This is a genomic window from Candidatus Nitrosocosmicus agrestis (assembly GCF_008389435.1).
GTDB classification, from domain to species: Archaea; Thermoproteota; Nitrososphaeria; order Nitrososphaerales; family Nitrososphaeraceae; genus Nitrosocosmicus; species Nitrosocosmicus agrestis.
The window spans coordinates 1-19,771 of sequence record NZ_VUYS01000027.1; the positions used below are offsets into that span (position 1 = coordinate 1).

Consider the following 19,771-nt stretch of genomic DNA (forward strand, 5'->3'; position numbering starts at 1 on the left):
ATTGATCTTCCAGAACAAGCTAACCTTGAAACAGCAAGATCTGTTTACAACAATGGTGTATTGGAAATATCCTTTGATAAAAAGAAGGATGAGAAACCAGCAGGTAAAGAGATAAAGGTAGAGTAGTCAATTCTCGCTTTTTATCTTTCTTACCTTTTATTTTCTTTAATTTTGTTTAATATACACACATACTAACATATTTCTAATAATTTGGTTGACGAACATATTGATACAGAAAACAAAAAAATAACTATATCATAAACTAGTTAAGCGTTAGCTGTATTGTCTTAAAAAATATGATGTAATATAGCGGGAATTTCTATTTCAAGATCAAGACTGGCAGAAGATTCGAATGGTAGTGTGGGTATAAAAGTACTTTACTAGGATAATTATGAAATATTTGATTCTTAATCTTTATCAAAATTATGGATTATTTCGAGAAGTATGATAGTGAGAAATCTGAGGTATGGTCATAGAAACGATAGGGAAGCAAATTTTGAGAAAATGGTAGTACATTCCTACATTTATTAATGCTTAATTTTACACATATCGCCATGGATATTTGTATTAGTAAAATTAATTACTATAAATAATTCAGCTTGCTACATGTACAATATTGAGAATCCTGGTACCCGTTGACGGGTCTAAACAATCAGAAAAGGCTTTAGAATATGCAGTTAAAACATTGTCACCAATAAAAGGTGATTTTAATGATGTTGATATTGATAAGACTCTAAACAAAACAACAGAATTATTCATACTACACGTGTTACCACAGTTTGCAATGCCTCTTGGATTCGAACGACCAATGAGATCATCAAGGACTGGAGAAGTCATATCATTCTCAGAATATATCAATGAATTGAATGAGATATTCCTTGATGAATGGAAGTGTAAGTTATCTGACTATGCAAAAAAGTATGAATCAAAAGACCTTTTGATAAAAACCAAACTGCTTAAACCAAGTGAATCGGTTGTAAAAACAATAATTGATGTAGTAGATAAAGAACAAATAGACCTCATAGTGATTGGTAATGTTGGACTAGGCGGAATTTCAAAAATAAGGACGCTAGGAAGTGTTTCTAGAAGTGTTTCCGAAATGGTAAAATGTCCAGTGATAATTATCCATTGAATAAACAAATTGTAAAAGTGGAGTAATATGTTAAAATGTAATAATTCGAAAATTGCATTAAATAGGCATTTAGGAATATTAAAAGAAGAACATATTATTGTAATCAAAATATGCTCTTGTTCTTTTAAATTTTACCTTTAGCATGTTGCTATACATATACTCTTATTAGTTACAAATCTCCTATACTTATTAGCAGGCATTAATAATAATACCACTCTAAGTCTTTGAAGTAGGTTCCACCTATGAGAATATCATTTGACTTGATGGTGATTTTATTCTACATCTTTATCTTTGCACTAATTTGTTATCCTATTCAGGTTTTTTCTTTAACTAATAAAACCCAAATTGTTATAAACAATTTTTGGATAAGTGAACGGGATAATCTGAGTATTAGTAGGCTTACGACCTTAAATACTACTCATTGACGTAAAAACTACATTCGTATTTGACGTAAAAAAATCTAAGTAGTTTTAACCTTATTAGTGAATTGAATGCAAAGGTTACCATAACAGATCATGATGGAGGTTTATTTAAATTTGAAAACAAATTGATTCTTATTCTTTATGGTCATTTTTCAATTGTTAATATATTTCCAGATAATGGTGAGCATCGAATAATTTTATAACTATATAAGAACGTTACCGCATTTACGGTAAGTTCATTTGATGTGATAATACCATATCCTAAGCCACTTTCTGAATTAGATAAATTAGTAAATCCTTACTTGGAATTATTTCATCCAATTTTGGGTTCTAAATTGATCCTTTTTCATAGTCACTTGATTACTTAATTATTGAAGGATTATACGAAGCTAGACACAAAACATCAAAGAATAGTTTTGATTTACTAATTTAATTTAATTCGTTTGAAGAATGGTTATATGATAATTCTTTCACTCTTTCATGAGTAATAATAAGCAAATGAATCCCAACATTATTGATGGCGGTGTAAATATTTTTTTTACCTATTACTTTCTTGCCATTTGTTTTAGTATTTCATCTATGCCTGTAGGGTATGCAAAGATTTGTGAATCTTGTACAATCCTACAACGGATAGTGCAATAACAACAACTTGCAGTATTTTTGAAATCATGTCTAGTTTTCCTACATAGTATTCTACTCCTACTATAGGTACACCCACTGTTCTTGAGGCGATATACGTTAAGATCAAAGCTACTGAAACAAGTATAGATGCTATGTAAGGTGATTTTTTAATAAATCTTGTTTTAACTAGCCATATCACAATCCCAAAATAGATTAAACCCGATATAATGAATAATGAAATTTCAACCTGCTTTTCAGTAGTTTCATCTTGAATACCAAAACTTAGTAATTCAACCCAATCTTCGTATTCTCCATATGCAACAAGGAAATAAACAATTCCAGTAACAGCCAAAATCCCACATAAAATATAAACTATTGTTAAATTTTTATTCATTTTAATCACCAATTTCTGATTATGAGGACCAAATAATAAAAAAATTAGATTAGGCTAAACCTTTCTTTGCTTCTTCAGCATGCATTAATGCTCCATTTTTGTCATTCTCTTTTAATGCTTTCAATGAAGCTTCAATATGTTTTTCAGCACCACTTAAATCCGGTTTGTCTTCTAATCCTGATTCAGCTTGCAATAACGATTTTTTAGCACCGTTATTATCACCACTATTTATCATAGAAATGCCCGAATCAATCAATTTTACTATCTCGCTATTTGGACCATTAGCAGAAGCACTTGTCTGGTTTGTAGCGTTTGTCATATTATTTGTTTGTCCATGGGATGTAACGCTGTTTGAAATTAAAAGCAGCGGTACAATGGCTACAATTGATAACAATACAACTTTACGATAGTTTTGTAGTTTGTTTATCATTTACGAGTAATCTGATTTATAGTAATAATAAACTACCTATCATTCCCACTAAGTGAGAATGGTCATGAAACTTTTAAATTAGTAGCAGATTTGGAATTATCATTTTATTTGAACCCCTGCCATAATCTTACTATCCTATCAGGAGAATATTCTTTGTTTTTAACCCTACAGGTCATTTTATTATTCTTAAATGATATTTGAATTTCGTCAATCCGAGAGGTATAGAATGATTCATCTGTTCCATCATCTTTGCGAACAATTTTTGCTTTTTTTAGTATATGCAAATGTTCTAACTTGTTTACCTTTCTATATGTTGAGGATACAGGTAAATTTAAGTTAGATGCTATTTGCTGAATACTGTATTCTTTTCTATCAAGTAGTTTCAAAATGGCAAGACTGGGTTTATCTGATAAAATGGCTAAAATATTTTCAGGATCCGGTGAAGGTGATGATGATGACGAGGATGGTGGTGGTGGTTGACGATCATTCAACTCTTCAACACGGCTATTATTACTAATACAAAACCCGATATTTCTGTTATTTCTTCAACCATTTCTTTGAAATATTCATCCTCTAGGGCCAAAGAGTCTCCAATTATCGTATCACCTATTGTTATCAGAGTAAAACCAATTGCAAGAAATATCATTGGAATATATTTACTTCTTTTATAAGCTCGAACGGCAAAATAGACTAGTATAAATCCCAATATTATGTGAATCAATATTATTAGATTCATTACTTCCATGGCTTTACCTGATAGATGGAAAATGAAGATCATGATTTAAATGTTATACTAAAAAAGTAAATCGATCTTTCTTTGTAGGATTATTGGGAAATACTCATGTAAAAAGGTAGTATATGCCGTCTTGTCCAACAATATTGTCTTAAGAATTGTATTTCCCTCGATTCAAACTACAGTATATATTTGGTCATGGGTCCACATGCATTTTTTATCTAGATTTGTAGCTTAACCATAAAATTGAATCATGTTGAAAATAACAAAACCATATTGCATCCAGAAAAGCGTTAGTTTGCTTCTCTGGATGTAAGCATCAGGCCTAAATGATGCAATTATTATACCAATCCATTAGTCTTAAGGATTTGCAAACATCGGTGCCTTTCCTGCTAGAATCCTCCGTGTTAGAACTATCTTCTATGGAGAGGATTTTTTGCAAAATAATATGTATATAATACTTTTTACAGCCATTTCGAGGACATTTTATATCTGTACTTATTATTCTCATTGACTGAGAATAGTCAAATCTTTTATTTGGAGTATTAAACTATTAGAATTATTGTTTAGAAATATTATGTATTCAAATCATCATTTATCTTATTTGATAGTAATAGGTATTTTGGGAATATTGTTAGTGATGACTTCATATACGACCAATGCATCAGCCCAACAGAATTCGCAAGGCAATATTACTAATTCTACTGCTGGTGGCATACAACCAAACATTAATGCTGAAAGCATGTTTAATACTAAAACGATGACGTTAGGCAATAATGTAAAAACTTTAGTCGTTCTCATTCCTAATGAAGGTCATCATTCTGCGGGTGAAGACAAGGAGGCTCGCTTTCTGGATCAACACTTTGTACCAGAAAATGCTGTTATTAATACCGGGACTACTGTCTTATGGTTTAATGGAGATGCGGGTCATGAAAGAACAATTGATGTTAAAGATGCGAATGGCAAGTCAGTATTTAATACGGGTGAAATAACTGACAGCCAGCCTTCTCAGTCGTTTACCTTTAGCAATCCTGGAAATTTCGAATATGAAGCGGAAGGTGATCCTGGCGTAACCATGACTGGTACTATTACAGTTAAAAATATAGAATCACCAGTTATTTCTTCTGATCTTTCCGCTACGCTGACAAAATCAAACTCAAATAATATTGATACTGTGGGGGTATTGATGGTTCCCACCCAAGACATTGATAGTTATATTCAACAGATAACTTCTGCTGGAATTACCGTAGATAATACCTATGACTTTAAGGATTTAAGGGGAGGACAGAAAGGAACTGGAGACACCCAAACCTTGATTGTATGGACTACCGCAAACAAAGATGTGACAGAAACACTCTCTTCATTAAGTGATCTTTCTGCAGATTTGCCCTATAGTTAAGTTATTGGATTTTTTTGAAATAAATCCTTTATACTCTTTAATAGATTAGAAAAACATGAAATTTACATAGCCTTGCTTTACATAGCCTTGCTTTTGTCTTTTTCTTTAATTCTTTTCCTTTTACACACAATGAGATCAAACTGTTGAAGCTCAACTTGGGCAATACAGTCAAGACAAATCGCTATAGAATTGGAAAATGAAAACTGGAGTACTAATGCGAAATTTGTTGTACCAGTTAGTGGTAAAGATTCATCCCTGCAGTCTTCCTAATTCTAGGTCATAGCATCACAAATTAAAATGATTATTAGTCACCAGAGATATCTGGTGTCGAAGGAGATTCAAATCATTTTGGCAAATCTCAATGTACCTCGCTTAGCATATGGATTTGTGTGTTATAGTACAACAAAAGAGGAGATGCAAAATGTATTTGTTGTAAATTACCAATCAATTATCACCGATAATTCCGTTACCATTAGCTTTTAGAATTATAAATTTAGTCGTTATCTAAATATTCAGATGATACTTTTCCATTATCTCTTTCTCATTTTAGTTTTGCATTTACTTTAATTATGTGGCTTATACTGTAAATGGCCGGACATTTTTCTTCAGCCATACTTACAACTTGACTTAGTTGTTGTCTATCTACAGTTTTATTACTATCACGAACATCACCAACGTCAATTTCAAAATTTATACCTTCAGTTATGGGTTCATCAGAAATATCAAATGTTTTTGCAAAATTTATCCTACATTCTGCATTTATGTGTAGTTTCTCAAGCCTAATACCTTGTTTTGCTAACATAGTCATAAATGTCGTTATAAAACACGAAGTAATTCCAGCAACACAGTATCCCATTGGGCCCAATCTGTTTCCCCCTCCGCCTAAAAATGAAGGTGAATCTATTTCGATTACTTGTTTTCCGTTCTCAAATGCCATCTCGGTCCTAAATTGGTATCCCTTCTGATTATAAAAATTCCATTCACCTTCCAATCGCACTGGTTTTCTTAAGGACTGTTTGTCTTTTTGTCCACCTTCAATAGTTTTTTGTATTTTATCGAGGTTGACATTATTTATGATATTTGTTGTTGTCATATTATTATGGACTACTTCGTCAAATTATTAAATAAGCATGTACTATCCGACCATTCTTTGGCAATTCAAATGGTTCTTGCTCATCAAATTTGAGCAACAAGACAAGGATAAATCAAATCCAACAGCTGTGTCGATGGGTAAACCAATAATTTTTTTATGATATCAAGTTACTACACTAACTTCTATCTAAACAGAATATATTTCATATAATTAGGAGTACAAACGGAACTAAATTCTTTTAAAATTAGTTAATTAATAAATTTTATATTGAATCTGTATGTTGGATGTTCTGGTTGGACATACACAGGATGGAAAGGAGCATTTTACCCTATCAACCTTGAGAATTGGCAGAGACTATCATATTATTCTAGGTTTTTTGAGTTTATTGAAATCGATTCTACATTTTATTATATACCTTCAAGAAACGTAATAACTGGATGGAAGAATAAAACCCCTGATGATTTTAAATTTACATTCAAATTTCCACAAGTAATAACGCATGTCAATAAACTTGAAAAAGTTTCAAAATATCTCTCGTACTTTTATTATGCATTAGAACCTTTGTTGGACAAAACTTTGATGCTTTTGATTCAACTGCCGTCATATTTTTCTGTAAAGGCGGGTTTACATCCACTAATTCAATTTTTGGATAAATTGGATCATAGATATAGATATGCATTAGAAGTACATGAATCCTCATGGTTTAATGCTGACATTTACGATTTTTTGAATGAAAACGACATTACAATAGTGTGGAGGGTGAAACAAGATCTAAAGACACCCTCCTTCGTAACAACCGACACTATTTACCTAAGATTTATTGGAAATCGAAATGCTGATCAGAGAAGATTTGGAATATATGTTCAAGATAAAGAAGACGAACTGAAGGAATATGTAGTACACATACAAGATGCGATGCAAAACAATGACATTAAAGATGTTATTGTAACTTTTAACAACAATTATGCAGGATTCAGTCCTCAACTAGCAAACGATTTTCTAAGATTGATGTATGCACCGCGAGAATAAGTTAATATTTAATAAGGTAGGGCTAATGGTTCCCCTCTTTTAATAGGAAGTATTAACATGGAAAATTTCAGATCAGAAACTTAAAAAAAAGATAAATAATTGTCAAGCAACAGTTTTCTGTTGAAAAGTATTCAGTCATTTACATCAATCCTGGCTCTAATCTTTGTAATCGGGACTTTGTTGACAATATTTGATGGTTGGTCGACAAGTTCGGTACATGCTATAAGTGCCCATGATTCAGGTTTTGATCATGGATGTGATGACGCTAAAATATCTAATTCAGATAATAGATACATAAACCAACCTGAAAAAGGGCCTTCTTTTCACACCAAGGCATTTATGAATGGTTACGATGATGGATTTGATGCCTGTTTGTCACATGGAGATGGGCGGGACAACCGCGATACTGAAAACATAAACAACAACAATGACAACTTTAACAAGGGGATCGAACAACTAGTCTCTAGATCCACCGATTTTCCTCATGATGATAAAAATGTATTAGACATAGAATTTGCAAAAGCTACAAAGGATAGTGTTGATTACTATCACGTAAAGGGTTTAATTAAAAACATCGGTTCTCATACTTTGGAATATGTAAAGGTTACAGCCCACTTTTATGACAAAAACAACAGTCCAATAGGTATTACAACATGCTGCTATGCCGAACCTTCTGATATTGAACCTGGACATACTTCATCATTTGACAGTTTTGTCGCAGAAGGTGATATGGATGGAACTCCAAAATACTTTAGATTGTCATTTGATTGGAATGGTTAGAAGTCATATTTTCTAATTCCTTTTTCTTTGCATTCTAAGGCCGATCTTTATAAAATGTCTTAAATTTATTCTAATGTAATCAATCCACGTTTGCTTTTTTTAATTAAAAAGTCTTATAGATATTAGAATTATGAATTTGGAGTCCTGTGACAAAATAATTCTCAATATTATAATAATTTTAACAATTGCAGAATGTTGCTATTATGATTTTATTGACCCAATTGGTTTCATCAGAATAACAGTGGGGTAAACTATCAAATTGGAAAAAAAATTAATGACAATTGGCCCATACATCCTTGCTTAAATGAGTCATACTAATTTATCTGTAAAAAACGCAAGTAACATATCAATTCCAGGTTTTGGATAATTGAGATACTTGACAGTTTTAGACAATGGAGATGACAAAAAGATTTTATGATTATTTATAATAAAAACAAAAAAATTGACACAAATACTAAAAGTGTAGTCTACTAGAATGAAATGATCTTCTTTATCTTGGGTGAGGAATTCAAACAAAAGAGGTCGATATAATTATGATCCCAAACTCTTTGTTTACTTTTAGTTGATTTCAAGATTCTTTCCACATTGATTGCAATATTTTGCATTTGTCATGTTCATAGCATCACAATCATTACATTTCATACTTAGCCTGTTTTCAAATTCTTGTTGAATTCGATCAGAAATTATTGCTTCCGTGTTGTTTGAATTCTCATCTATGATTGTTTTGCAGATTGTTCCTAGAAATAGTGCGGCGACCGGATCCGCTGCTAAATGATATTTGTTTCCTTCCAATTTTTTAATATTTAGAGAAATTGGCGCATACTCTCCTTCATGAAGACCAAAATGATTTGACGAGTGGATCTTCTTAATGTTCGATTCTATCGCACTAAAGAAGTAATACTCCCGAGGATGATGTTTTTTAAACCAGTTGATAAAACTTTTCCTTGATTCTTCAGTAGGCATTTAGGAAAGTTATATGCTTTATAATATTTAAAATGCTCAAAATAAGGTGGTCAGAATAGAAATTGTTGTAATTCTTCTTGTATTTTACCGTAATTTCTTAACTACTATTTAAACCAACGATATTTTAACAAGGGTCCGATTTATTACACTAATCTTTCTATTTGATTAAGATCAATTAGCATGTCTGGCTAGATAATTATATGACTATTATTATAAAAAAAGTATAAGTCAAATAAAATGCGAAATTTGTAATATAAACACGGTGATTGTTATATAGGCTATGTCATCATAATAGTGGTATGGATTTTGAATTATCACCCAAGTGGTTGGCACTACTATTTGCCGTTGGAGGTGTAGTGGTTGTTTTTATGTTGATGGGAGGATCTTTGACTCAGCTATTTAGTTCCGGTATACAAGAAAGCGTTTTAGTTCACCTTAAAGAAGGTAATACCTGTGTTGTGGAAGCATCTGATGGAATACCTCGTAGTATAAACAATTGTCCTTACCAGAAGGGAGATAATATTACTATAAGTTATAAACAAGGATTACCTGCCATTGAAAGTCATCGAGTGACATAATTGTTGTTCAAATATTTTTTCATTTCATAAATTAGTCACAAGTGTCAAGCATATATTAGGAGCTAATGCAGTACAATATTGCTAATTTTTCCATATTTTGTAAATTTGGCTACTTTAGTAATGTGAAAACCTTATTAATTTTGGCAAGTACGTATACAAGTTAAAATAAAGATGGCAAATTCACTTGCTGACGGCATGGGCTGGAGGGTCACCACATCAATTATAACCTTCTTTGGTTCCATTATAGGTATCATTATTTGGCTATTCTTTTATGCCGAAAATTACACTATCTATCAGAATATTGCTATAGTTGTTATTATCTTCTTAGCATTTATCGCTGTAATGGCGGCCACCTGGGCCTCTTGGGGTTTGAAGCAAAGTAGGGAAGGTAAATGGAGTAATAGTAAGAAAGAAGAAGTTGAATAAGCGATGATTCTTTTTGCTGTCTACCCGTACCTTTCCTTTCGAGAAAGCTTTTGATTTTTCTTCCATATCATGAAATAACAATTAGTTATAAATGCGAAAACCAACACTCCTGTAAGTTTTGCAACAGAAAACCCAAGTTGTTGTATCTTGTATTTCATTTCAACAGAATTTAATTCACCAAGAGACAGTAATTACATTTAAAATTAATAAAACTCGACTTTTCATCTAACATTTGTCAACACCCTTTTGCAAAAGCAAAATCAATCTCTTGAAGAATTATTAGAAAGAGGAGAAAAAAAGATGTATCCTTGATTTACAAAAATTTGATTTCCACTTATGGGATTCCTCCATACTAATTTTTTTATTTCTTAAAGTCTAATCTTACGACTGCCCTTCATGTGAACAGATACCTTTCCATTGCTAATTATTGATATGGTAGAGTCTCATCCAGTTTATTGCAAAGATTAGATTCAAACCTTGTCTGAAACGATTATTCTTTTTACTAATTAAGAAAAGTAGTTATCTTGGAAATAGACCTCTATTTTTTCTTGAATAATAGATCTGTTAGCAACATCCAATCCAATTACAAACTTTCTATTAAAATCATTTGTTACTGCTTTAATAAAATCAGTGAATGGAATTCTATCTATCTAATGGTTTGCTTCCATTTTGGAGTTGTCAAATGGTTTAGTTCTATGGCACCATAAAATAACTTTCGAGATGACTTGAATATGCTTTCTGAATGTCATCCATACCTAAAAAAATCAATGATGAATTTTATTCATTGTAGATAAAAGCCCGTATATCAGAGCCTCTGGTCGTGGTGGACAACCTGGAATATACATATCAACAGGTAGTATTGTATCAACCCCACCAGAGGTGGCGTATGTATCACCAAAAATTCCACCGCTGCAGGCACATGCACCAACGGCGATTACTATTTTAGGATTAGGAGTCGCCTGGTATGTCTTTTTTAGTGCGACAACCATATTTCGCGATACTGGACCTGTAACTAACAATACATCTGCGTGTCTGGGAGAAGACACAAAATGAACACCAAATCGTTCGATATCATAAATAGGATTATTCAGTGCTGTTATTTCTATCTCACAACCATTACATGAACCGCCATCAACTTGTCGGATTGCCAAAGATCTTCCAAATAAACTGTTGATCCTTTCTTTTAATTCATTTCCAATTTGTTCATAATCCAAAACCTTTGAATTTTTCTCATTTAAAGATAGGTTTTTTGATCCAGTGTTTGGATGTTGGGGTTCCAATTCAACCGAATCTATCAGTTGTTTTTTATTCTTTGCAGGAGGGTTTAGGTTCTTTTCCATTCTAAATAAACTTGAATATGCTTCTTCACATCTACCACAGAGAAAACATTTTGCATTATCCAAAGTTACCTGTGTGCTGTTATTCTCTATATTTCTCACTCTAATTGCATTTGATAAACAAATATTTTCTATCTCGTTTCCCTTTCCGGATGCTTCATAATCACAGAAATCCTTAGAAGGAATAATGTTGATCTTTCCTTTATAATTTTCAGACGTAGTATGAAGTTCTTTGAGAGGATTAGGTATCGTTACACGTTTATGGCTTAGAATTTCCTCATTTTTATTTCTGTTCTTTGGATTGGGCCCCAGTATTCCTTTATAATCAATCCTATTCTTCTTTGAACCTTTGCCAAACACATTTTTTTCATTCATTATAGATCGTTTCCTGAATAAGAGAGATCAAAGCTTTTGTTAATCAATGGAAAATCCGGAATAATATTATTCTGAACAGCCAATTCTATCAAAGGCCAATTACAAAATGAAGCCGTTCTTATTTTGTATCTAAATATTTTATTACTGTCCTTTCCAAGCATGACCCAATGTATTGTCTGACCCCTGTGGGATTCACTGTATCCTAAAGCACTGTCGTAAGGTTGAAGATGATTTTTCAAATTGTCAATAACCAAACCCTCATCATTTTGGGTTTGTGGGGTATTGTGTAATTCTTGTTTAGTACTCTTATCCAAAATATCGGTCGCAATTTTTTTGATAATATGTACTGAATGTGTTATTTCAACAACACGGACCTCAAATCTGGAAAGAACATCACCTTTTCTCTTCTTTAACTCGACTTCGTAGGCAATCTTATCTACTATACCTTGAATATTTTCAAGGTCTATGTACTGGTAATACGCATAAGGATGGTTTTTTCGCGTATCAATGTCTATGCCAACACATCTTGCGATTACCCCGTTAGCTCCTAATGCTTGCACATCCTGACTTGAAATAATTCCTGTTCCCTTAAGGCGGTCCATAAAAGACGACGTGTTATGTAATGATTTTACTAGATTATCAAAGTCTTGTAGTATTTGTGATAGATCTGCAAGAATCAAACCTAGTGTTTCTGGCTTAAAATCAATTTTCACTCCTCCTATCTTATTTACTCCAAAAAGAAGCCGACTTCCACTTAATTTTTCATTTATTCTCATTATTTTCTCTTTTAGTATATTTATTCTTGAACTCCCATATGCAAACCCCACGTCAGTACACATACCTGCCACCGTCCCAAGATGATTCCAAATTCGTTCTAGCTCTGCACAAATAGTTCTAATCTGTGCGGCTTTCTTGGGAATTTGTATTGATGCCATCCTCTCTATTGCTTGGCAGTATGCCATAGAATTTGCCACTGATTCATCGCCGGATATGCGTTCGGACAAAAGTAATGCTTCATCTAGAGTCATGGTTTCAGCTAGCTTTTCAATCCCTTTATGGGTATAGTATAAACGCGTTTCTAAGTTAAGGATGTTCTCCCCATAAATACTGAATCTAAAATGCCCTGGTTCAATGATTCCTGCGTGAACTGGACCTACCGGTATCTCACAAATACCTTCCCCCTCGACTTTTAAAAATTTGTATGGTTTATTTAGACGAATTTTGTTCTTTGTCTTAATGTTAAAATCCCTTCGAAGCGGAAATTGATTGTCAGGCCATCGTTCGTGCAAAACAAGTTTTCTAGTATCTGGGTTCCCTTGAGCAATAATACCAAACATGTCGAATATTTCTTTTTCATAATAGATTGCAGATGGAATACGTACTACGTTGCTTGGATACGCGGGGTTATCTACATTGGGTAGAAATGTAGTAACTATGAAAAAAATATCATCGGTTTCGCTGGAGAAAATGAGTCTAAGACTGAATCCGTATTGCCAATTTTTATTGAAATTGATTGTCTGTTTAGAATTGACTGATTTATCTTTCCAGTCAATCGTATTTTCAATATTCCTTTCATCGGTACATATCACGGTTACAAGCCCACATCTTAACTTATCGTGTATAAAATAACTAACCTCATTACTATCTTCTGGACTAATCGTCAAAATATGGATCTCGTTGAAATTCTTACAATAAATATTCTGTATTCTCTCACTGAATTTTTCATGTATAATTGACTCGTACTCAAAGATTTTTTTGCCAAATAAATTATCGCTCACTATGTGATCAACCCTTGCTCCTCAAAATGTCTGAATGTCGTGCACCGTTCTCCATCATCCTTTGCCCTATTTTCATTACGTGTTTCACTCTCGATCCTCACACCTGTTTGAATATATTCGCAGCGTCATTGATCAAAATGTCCAAAGGTTCGGGTATGTATATTCCTAGTATCACTACAAAAGCAACTAGCATTACCATTGCGACTACGGATAGAATGCCAAGTTCTCCATTCTTTATTGGTGTCTTTGGTTTACCAAATGACATCATAATCAAATTTCTTATAAAACCGATAAAAACAATTGCTAATAGGATTATCAAAACCATGCTGGCTAGTATATTATCGCTACTGAATCCAGAATACAATATCATGAATTTACTTAAGAAGATATTAAACGGAGGTAAACCTACTATTGCTAATCCTCCTATAAGAAACACAATCCCTGTAATGGGCATATTCGTCACTATTCCCCTTATTTTTATCATTGCTTTAGTTTCATATTTCTGGCTTATCTTTCCACTCGCAAAAAACATTAAGGGTTTTACTAGAGCGTGATTTATCATGTGCAAAATCGCACCATATATTCCTATGAGTCCTCCAAATCCAAATGCCAAAGTAACTATCCCTATGTGCTCGACACTAGAATATGCCAACATTCTCTTCATATCCTTTTGAAATAGAATGGAAAATGACGCAATGCCTACTGACATCAAGCCAAATATGATAAGTAAGTTATCAGAAAATTCTGCACCAATTGAACCACTGCTAATTAGATAGAATCGAAGTATTCCATACAGGGCACAATTTAAAAGGACACCTGATAACATGGCACTTATTGGTGTGGGAGACTCACTATGGGCATCCGGTAACCACGTGTGCATTGGAGCTATACCTGCCTTTGTTCCATACCCAATAATTATAAAAATAAATGCTATTTTTACAATAATAGGATCGAAAGCCCTGGAGTTTTCAAGCATACTTGTCCAGTTAATCTTATCCTCCACCGATTGAGCAGGTTCCATTTGATCAGAAATATTAGCATAGTAAAAGAAAACAGTTCCAATTAAGGCAAATGATAAACCAACTGTTGCAATTATAAGATACTTCCAGGCCGATCTTATTGCATCCTCTTTTACATAAATCATGATTAATAAAACAGATATCAGAGTGGTTGCTTCTACTGCAACCCACATCAATCCCGTATTATTTATTGTTGGAACTAGAAGCATCGTAAAAATGAATATATTAAACCCCTGGTAATATCGCACCAAATGTCTGTCATCTACTATTCCATCTTCAAATTGCTTTCCCATATAATTAATTGAATAAATTGAGGAAACGAAACTAACAAAAGATATTAACAAAAGTACGATCATACTAAGCGAGTCTATGTAAAAAAATTCATTGAATAGAGTGATTTTCTTGAATTCAACCACGTATAGAAACAGAATGAAAGTTAGAAAAAGGATAAAAGTGCTGGATACCACACTGATGATTTCTAAAAGTCTTTTCTTTTGCAACAGAGTAACAAGGCAACAACCCAAAAGTGGAGTCAAGACAATGCACATAATTACTGACGATTCGGGTAATATTTTAATTAAAGAATTAACCATACCTATTATCACCTTTCTAATCTAACTCCTCTGTATACTCTAGGTTCTCGTGTGACTGGTTTACGTCATTTATATCATCAAATGTGTAACCAATTCTGTGGATCAAGATTGATGATATTACAATTCCTACTAATATATCTATAAATATTCCAATTTCTATGATGAGGGAAATTCCATGAGTGAGTGAGAGCACAAACAGGAATAACCCATTTTCTAATATCAAAAGACCCACTATCTGATTTAAAGTAACCTTTCTACCGACCATTACCAAAAGGCCAATAAGTAACAACGAAATAGAGACTGGTAGGAAACTCATTGCTATAACATCATCGCCTAGTCTAATTTGTTGTGTAGAGAAGTAAGAAAGTGCCACAAGTATAGCTGAACCTACAAGTAATGTACGTATACTGAGGTATGGTTTTGTTTCATTTTTGAAGTCGTAACTTATATTTTCTGTAACCTTTATTAAAAGCCTAGGAACTATCAATGCCTTTAGCGAAAAGGTGATTGTTGCAGCCACATATATCTCCCAATTATTGGTAATGTATCCAATAACCACAGTTATTATGGTGAGGACTATTGTTTGATATCTATAAGCCTGAATCCAACCAGAAAATTCTCTTTTAATAACAAGAACAATAGTGGAAATCAGTAACGTACCTGACAAGAATATTAATAAATTGTTATAAACCATTTCTACTCACAATCCTCAAATATATAAAAATATCATACCCATCAGACCACTAGCCATACATAGAAATATCAAATCAGGAATTCTAAATAATCTCCATTTAGCAACCTTAGATTCGATATATGAAATCAGCACACCTAAAGTAATTATTTTTGTAAGAAAAATCCCTAATCCTCCTATCATTGTAGCGGGGGAGAAGTTTGTGGACAGACCCCATGGGATGAAAAAATTAATAAATAATATCATCAATACCAATTGTTTTATGGATTGGGATAGTTCTATAACGGCGAGTCTTTTACCTGAATACTCTAAGACCATTGCTTCATGAACCATTGTGAGTTCTAGATGTGTAGCCGGGTTATCAAAAGGTAATTTTCCGGTTTCGGCCATAACGATAATAAAAAAACCAAATAGAGAAAATAGTATGCTTGCCGAGATCATCATTGATCCTTCTGCCGCATGAGATACAATTGTGTAAATGTTTGTTGAACCATAGGTTACTGCTAAGGTAAACAGAACTAAAAATAGCGCAGGTTCTAATAAAGATGAAGTCATCATTTCCCTGCTAACACCAATACCACCAAAGGCACTGGAAACATCAAGTCCAGCCAGCATCAAGAAAAAACGGCAAAGACCAAAAAGGCCGAGCAATAATATAATGTCAAATCCGAGACCAAATGGAGGATATGGGATGAGAATAGGAATAAAGAAAGCAACAACCAGAGTTGCAGAAAAAATGATCCACGGAGAGTATCTAAATATCCAAGATGATTCCTCCGATATTACCTCATCTTTTCTTATCAATTTCAGTAAATCAAAATAAGTCTGAAAAATGCTTGAACCTATTCTTTTTTGAGTAATTGCCTTTATTCTTCGCATTATTCCCGTTAGCAATGGAGCAAGGACTATTATGATAAGAAATTGGATGAACCCGACAAGAACACTTGACGGATATGCAGAAATTTCAGTCGACATTATGGAGATAACCTCACATACGTCAGAAGCAACATGATTGTGATTAGAACATTAAGTAAATACAAATTAACCTTTCCTGTGCGAAATTTTTTCATTCTTTCACAAGTTTTAAATACGTTACTAAGAATGGGTTTATACATGAAATCCTCGATAATATTTTTGTCAGAAAATTGAATCTTAACTGATTTTTTAAAGTAAGGATTAGAAGAATAATGGGGAATACTCTGAATGACCAAAGATGGTCTATAGAAGTTTCTAAATACATGTAATATAGGATGCGACAGGGAAGAGGGTGTATACTGCATTCTTTCATTAATATTCCCGAGTCCACAACTCCAAGTTTCAGAAATTTTTTGTTCTGTTCTGCCACCAACTCCATAAAGAAACCCTATAGTTGCAACCAGAATAGACACAAAGATCAACAAAACAACTGGTAGTGAAAGCCCCGACGAACCATTATCTAATCCAGATTCTGGCAAAATCGAACTAAAGGAAAATAAAGTTTGATTCAAAGATAGCTGTAAATTAAGTGCATGACTTATCATACTCATTCCAATTGTTGGAAACAATCCCAGGATTATACATGCAAGAGCAACAATCCCCATTCCAACAAGCATTGTACGAGGAACTTCTTTTATTTTGTAAACTATATCGGTTCGAGGCTTTGAGAGAAAAGAAATACCAAAAATTTTTACAAAAGTGGCTAGGACAATTCCCAAAGTAAGTGCAAAGGCGACACTTGCAAAACCGATGGAAACTGTTATAATAATATTGGGAACTTGGGACGACGATATAAAAGAGATCATCAAGAGATATTCACTTACAAACCCATTGAAAAAAGGCAAACCCGAAATTGAAAGTACACCCACCAAAAAAAGAAGGGCAGTCCATGGCATCTTCTTTATCAATCCTCCCAACTTTTCCATATTTGCCGTATGAGTTCTAAAAATTATGGCTCCCGCTCCCATAAATAAGAGGCTTTTAAAAATAGCATGATTTAACAAATGATACATTGCAGCTAACATTGCAAATGCAGACAAATAGACCAAATTAAATGACAGAAATACGAGGGACAACCCCAGACCGATAAAGATAATCCCTATGTTTTCTATACTACTGTAAGCCAAAGCACGTTTGATATCTTTTTCAACCACGCCGTGTAAAACTCCTACTACCGATGATATCGCACCAATGGTTACGAACAATAATCCCCACCAAACAAAATCAGAATTATTTATAGCACTAGATCCAATTCCGCTAAAATCATAAATAATTCGTATCAGACCATAAATGGCAGTTTTGATCATTATGGCAGACATTAATGCAGACACGTTACTTGGAGCAGATGGATGTGCGTAAGGAAGCCAAATGTGTAGGGGTACAATACCAGCCTTGGTACCAAAACCAATAAATGCTAAAATAAAGACAATATTTTTTAGAGAAGTAGAAAAAGAATCCGAGGACAATCTAAAGGACTCAAAACTAAAACTTCCAACGTGAGATGAAAGTAATAGAAGGGAAGCTAATATTAATGCAGTTCCCATATTAGTCATAATTAAATATATTATACCGGCTTTCAAGTTGTGGTCACTCTCATGATTGTAGATAACTAGAAAGAACGATGTTATGGACATTAACTCCCAAAAAACAATAAAAGAAAATACATCATTTGATGAGATTAAAAATACCATGGAAAGGATAAAAGTATTGAAAAAAAATCCAAATACGGCTACATGTTTATTGTCGATATATTCTCTAATGTAACTTAAAGAGTATGTCGATACTGATAATGATACTATACCAATAAGGAGTAGAAAAAATGCGGCTATCCCATCTATAAGAAATTCATTAATTGAAAAAACAGTTCCGGGGTTCAATTCGATATGGACCGAACCTCCGTCAATTATTATATTTAAAGAGAGTGTTATTAAGAATATGGATCCAATTATGCTAGGGATGAAAAATGGTTTTCCATTTCCGTACTTTCTAAACAGCAGTGAGAATAAACCTCCAAAGATGTAAGATATTATTACTATACTAAATAACGGTATCGCGTTTTCAAGCAAAGAAATCATGAATATTGTCTAAAACCTCAAATTTGGCCATCCTTGGAACCTTCAAAATTTGTACCTATCCATTATAATTTATTTGTTATGTATTTCTGAAATATTGAATTTCTGAGTTTTGCAAAAATTGAATTTAACATCTACTTGCATATTATTTACAGGAGGTCACCAACATACATGAAGAAAAAAAATTTCTTCCAGTCAATTGCTTATTCTTATAATATCGAAAATATCAAAATTATCACTTTTTTATTATTATTGAAATTATGATTTTAACAAAATTTAAGAATTGAGATGAATAAATAAAACTATTGAAACAGAGACCTAAGAAACTAAAAACGTATTTGACCCATTTTCCTGTCAAATCATACATTGAAGCTGATATTTTGTCGAAGGAATCTACTTGGCGAATAATGGACTTGTTAAGACAAGCAGGTGCAAAAGGTATAACTGCTGAAGAGATAACACAACAAGAACAGATCCCTGCGAGTGTTGTTTATACAACTCTGAAAGAACTTTACAGATTAGAATATGTATTCTTGTATCCGAGACAAAAAAAGGAAAAAGGTGAGCGGAAGAAAAGATTTGTTTGTGAAAGAGGCACTTGGGGTAAATATGGAATTGATGAGGGATTTGATGCTGTAATAAAGGTAAATGGAATCATAGAAAAAATTGCAAATGATCTGCGACAGCCTATAATGGAAACGTTTAATGATATTTATGAAAAATTTTCTTCTAAAAAAGAACTTAATCAATTCTTACCAACAAAAGATACAAACATTTGTCCAAATTGCCAGAGGAGTCACGAATCAATGGAGTTTTTTTATGCGATACTATTGAGAAGTATCGATCTAATGATAACGGAATCTAAGGAATTTAAGGAGTTTCTGATTGAGAAGGGGTACGCTTATGAAGAGCATGTATAGAACTAAAAATT

At 33.0% G+C, this 19,771-nt stretch carries 20 protein-coding genes; 8 read left to right on the forward strand and 12 right to left on the reverse strand.

What is annotated here, in order from left to right:
- Complete coding sequence (locus F1Z66_RS16485) at positions 1 to 126, forward strand: Hsp20 family protein (RefSeq protein ID WP_149863226.1); 126 nt, start codon at positions 1 to 3, stop codon at positions 124 to 126.
- Between the two features lie 490 nt (positions 127 to 616).
- The gene (locus F1Z66_RS13925) at positions 617 to 1,132 is read left to right on the forward strand and encodes a universal stress protein (RefSeq protein ID WP_159357604.1); all 516 of its coding nucleotides are present in this window, start codon (positions 617 to 619) and stop codon (positions 1,130 to 1,132) included.
- Positions 1,133 to 2,131: 999 nt separating this feature from the next.
- Here F1Z66_RS13925 and F1Z66_RS13930 read toward each other — a convergent pair.
- From F1Z66_RS13930 to F1Z66_RS13945, 4 genes are all read right to left on the reverse strand, one after another.
- A complete protein-coding gene (locus F1Z66_RS13930) occupies positions 2,132 to 2,569 on the reverse strand; it encodes a hypothetical protein (RefSeq protein WP_149864238.1) in 438 nt (145 codons plus the stop codon).
- Between the two features lie 49 nt (positions 2,570 to 2,618).
- Positions 2,619 to 2,999 carry a hypothetical protein gene (locus tag F1Z66_RS13935; protein ID WP_149864239.1) on the reverse strand — a complete coding sequence of 127 codons (381 nt, stop codon included), beginning with the start codon at positions 2,997 to 2,999 and terminating at the stop codon, positions 2,619 to 2,621.
- Between the two features lie 104 nt (positions 3,000 to 3,103).
- Positions 3,104 to 3,490: a winged helix-turn-helix domain-containing protein gene (locus F1Z66_RS13940; RefSeq protein ID WP_149864240.1), complete on the reverse strand. Its 387-nt coding sequence runs from the start codon at positions 3,488 to 3,490 to the stop codon at positions 3,104 to 3,106.
- A complete protein-coding gene (locus tag F1Z66_RS13945; RefSeq protein ID WP_149864241.1) occupies positions 3,487 to 3,744 on the reverse strand; it encodes a DUF7521 family protein in 258 nt (85 codons plus the stop codon). Before F1Z66_RS13945 ends, F1Z66_RS13940 begins: the two co-directional genes overlap by 4 nt.
- A gap of 625 nt (positions 3,745 to 4,369) precedes the next feature.
- On the opposite strand from F1Z66_RS13945, the gene F1Z66_RS13950 reads away from it, so the two are divergent.
- A complete protein-coding gene (locus F1Z66_RS13950; RefSeq protein ID WP_159357603.1) occupies positions 4,370 to 5,131 on the forward strand; it encodes a cupredoxin domain-containing protein in 762 nt (253 codons plus the stop codon).
- A 541-nt stretch (positions 5,132 to 5,672) separates the two neighbouring features.
- Here the strand turns inward: F1Z66_RS13950 and F1Z66_RS13955 are convergent.
- Positions 5,673 to 6,224: an OsmC family protein gene (locus tag F1Z66_RS13955; protein ID WP_149864243.1), complete on the reverse strand. Its 552-nt coding sequence runs from the start codon at positions 6,222 to 6,224 to the stop codon at positions 5,673 to 5,675.
- A gap of 267 nt (positions 6,225 to 6,491) precedes the next feature.
- Between F1Z66_RS13955 and F1Z66_RS13960 the strand changes: the two genes are divergently transcribed.
- Together F1Z66_RS13960 and F1Z66_RS13965 are read left to right on the forward strand one after the other, a co-directional pair.
- Positions 6,492 to 7,253 (forward strand): DUF72 domain-containing protein, encoded by a 762-nt coding sequence (locus F1Z66_RS13960; protein ID WP_159357602.1) that lies wholly within the window; start codon positions 6,492 to 6,494, stop codon positions 7,251 to 7,253.
- A gap of 99 nt (positions 7,254 to 7,352) precedes the next feature.
- Complete coding sequence (locus F1Z66_RS13965; RefSeq protein ID WP_149864245.1) at positions 7,353 to 8,033, forward strand: FxLYD domain-containing protein; 681 nt, start codon at positions 7,353 to 7,355, stop codon at positions 8,031 to 8,033.
- Positions 8,034 to 8,591: 558 nt separating this feature from the next.
- Here F1Z66_RS13965 and F1Z66_RS13970 read toward each other — a convergent pair.
- Positions 8,592 to 8,996, reverse strand: a complete 405-nt coding sequence (locus F1Z66_RS13970) for a hypothetical protein (RefSeq protein WP_149864246.1) — start codon at positions 8,994 to 8,996, stop codon at positions 8,592 to 8,594.
- Positions 8,997 to 9,295: 299 nt separating this feature from the next.
- Between F1Z66_RS13970 and F1Z66_RS13975 the strand changes: the two genes are divergently transcribed.
- Both F1Z66_RS13975 and F1Z66_RS13980 read left to right on the forward strand, forming a co-directional pair.
- Positions 9,296 to 9,574 carry a hypothetical protein gene (locus F1Z66_RS13975; protein WP_149864247.1) on the forward strand — a complete coding sequence of 93 codons (279 nt, stop codon included), beginning with the start codon at positions 9,296 to 9,298 and terminating at the stop codon, positions 9,572 to 9,574.
- Positions 9,575 to 9,745: 171 nt separating this feature from the next.
- Complete coding sequence (locus F1Z66_RS13980; RefSeq protein WP_149864248.1) at positions 9,746 to 10,000, forward strand: hypothetical protein; 255 nt, start codon at positions 9,746 to 9,748, stop codon at positions 9,998 to 10,000.
- A gap of 764 nt (positions 10,001 to 10,764) precedes the next feature.
- On the opposite strand, the gene nuoB is transcribed toward F1Z66_RS13980, so the two are convergent.
- The 6 genes from nuoB to F1Z66_RS14010 all read right to left on the reverse strand — a co-directional run bounded on the left by nuoB (position 10,765) and on the right by F1Z66_RS14010 (position 18,843).
- Positions 10,765 to 11,712, reverse strand: a complete 948-nt coding sequence (gene nuoB, locus F1Z66_RS15925; protein WP_195907548.1) for an NADH-quinone oxidoreductase subunit NuoB — start codon at positions 11,710 to 11,712, stop codon at positions 10,765 to 10,767.
- The gene (locus tag F1Z66_RS13990) at positions 11,712 to 13,490 is read right to left on the reverse strand and encodes an NADH-quinone oxidoreductase subunit C (protein WP_149864249.1); all 1,779 of its coding nucleotides are present in this window, start codon (positions 13,488 to 13,490) and stop codon (positions 11,712 to 11,714) included. The genes nuoB and F1Z66_RS13990 overlap by 1 nt, the downstream gene beginning before the upstream one ends.
- 97 nt (positions 13,491 to 13,587) lie before the next feature.
- On the reverse strand, positions 13,588 to 15,102 hold the full coding sequence (locus tag F1Z66_RS13995) for a hydrogenase 4 subunit F (protein ID WP_149864250.1): 1,515 nt from the start codon (positions 15,100 to 15,102) through the stop codon (positions 13,588 to 13,590).
- A gap of 16 nt (positions 15,103 to 15,118) precedes the next feature.
- Positions 15,119 to 15,796 (reverse strand): hypothetical protein, encoded by a 678-nt coding sequence (locus tag F1Z66_RS14000; RefSeq protein ID WP_149864251.1) that lies wholly within the window; start codon positions 15,794 to 15,796, stop codon positions 15,119 to 15,121.
- Between the two features lie 15 nt (positions 15,797 to 15,811).
- Positions 15,812 to 16,768, reverse strand: a complete 957-nt coding sequence (locus F1Z66_RS14005) for a respiratory chain complex I subunit 1 family protein (protein WP_149864252.1) — start codon at positions 16,766 to 16,768, stop codon at positions 15,812 to 15,814.
- Entirely contained in the window at positions 16,768 to 18,843 is a 2,076-nt protein-coding gene (locus F1Z66_RS14010) for a proton-conducting transporter transmembrane domain-containing protein (RefSeq protein WP_149864253.1), read from the reverse strand. The genes F1Z66_RS14005 and F1Z66_RS14010 overlap by 1 nt, the downstream gene beginning before the upstream one ends.
- A gap of 302 nt (positions 18,844 to 19,145) precedes the next feature.
- Here F1Z66_RS14010 and F1Z66_RS14015 point away from each other — a divergent pair, with 302 nt between their 5' ends.
- A complete protein-coding gene (locus F1Z66_RS14015) occupies positions 19,146 to 19,760 on the forward strand; it encodes a hypothetical protein (protein WP_149864254.1) in 615 nt (204 codons plus the stop codon).
- Positions 19,761 to 19,771: the final 11 nt, after the last annotated feature.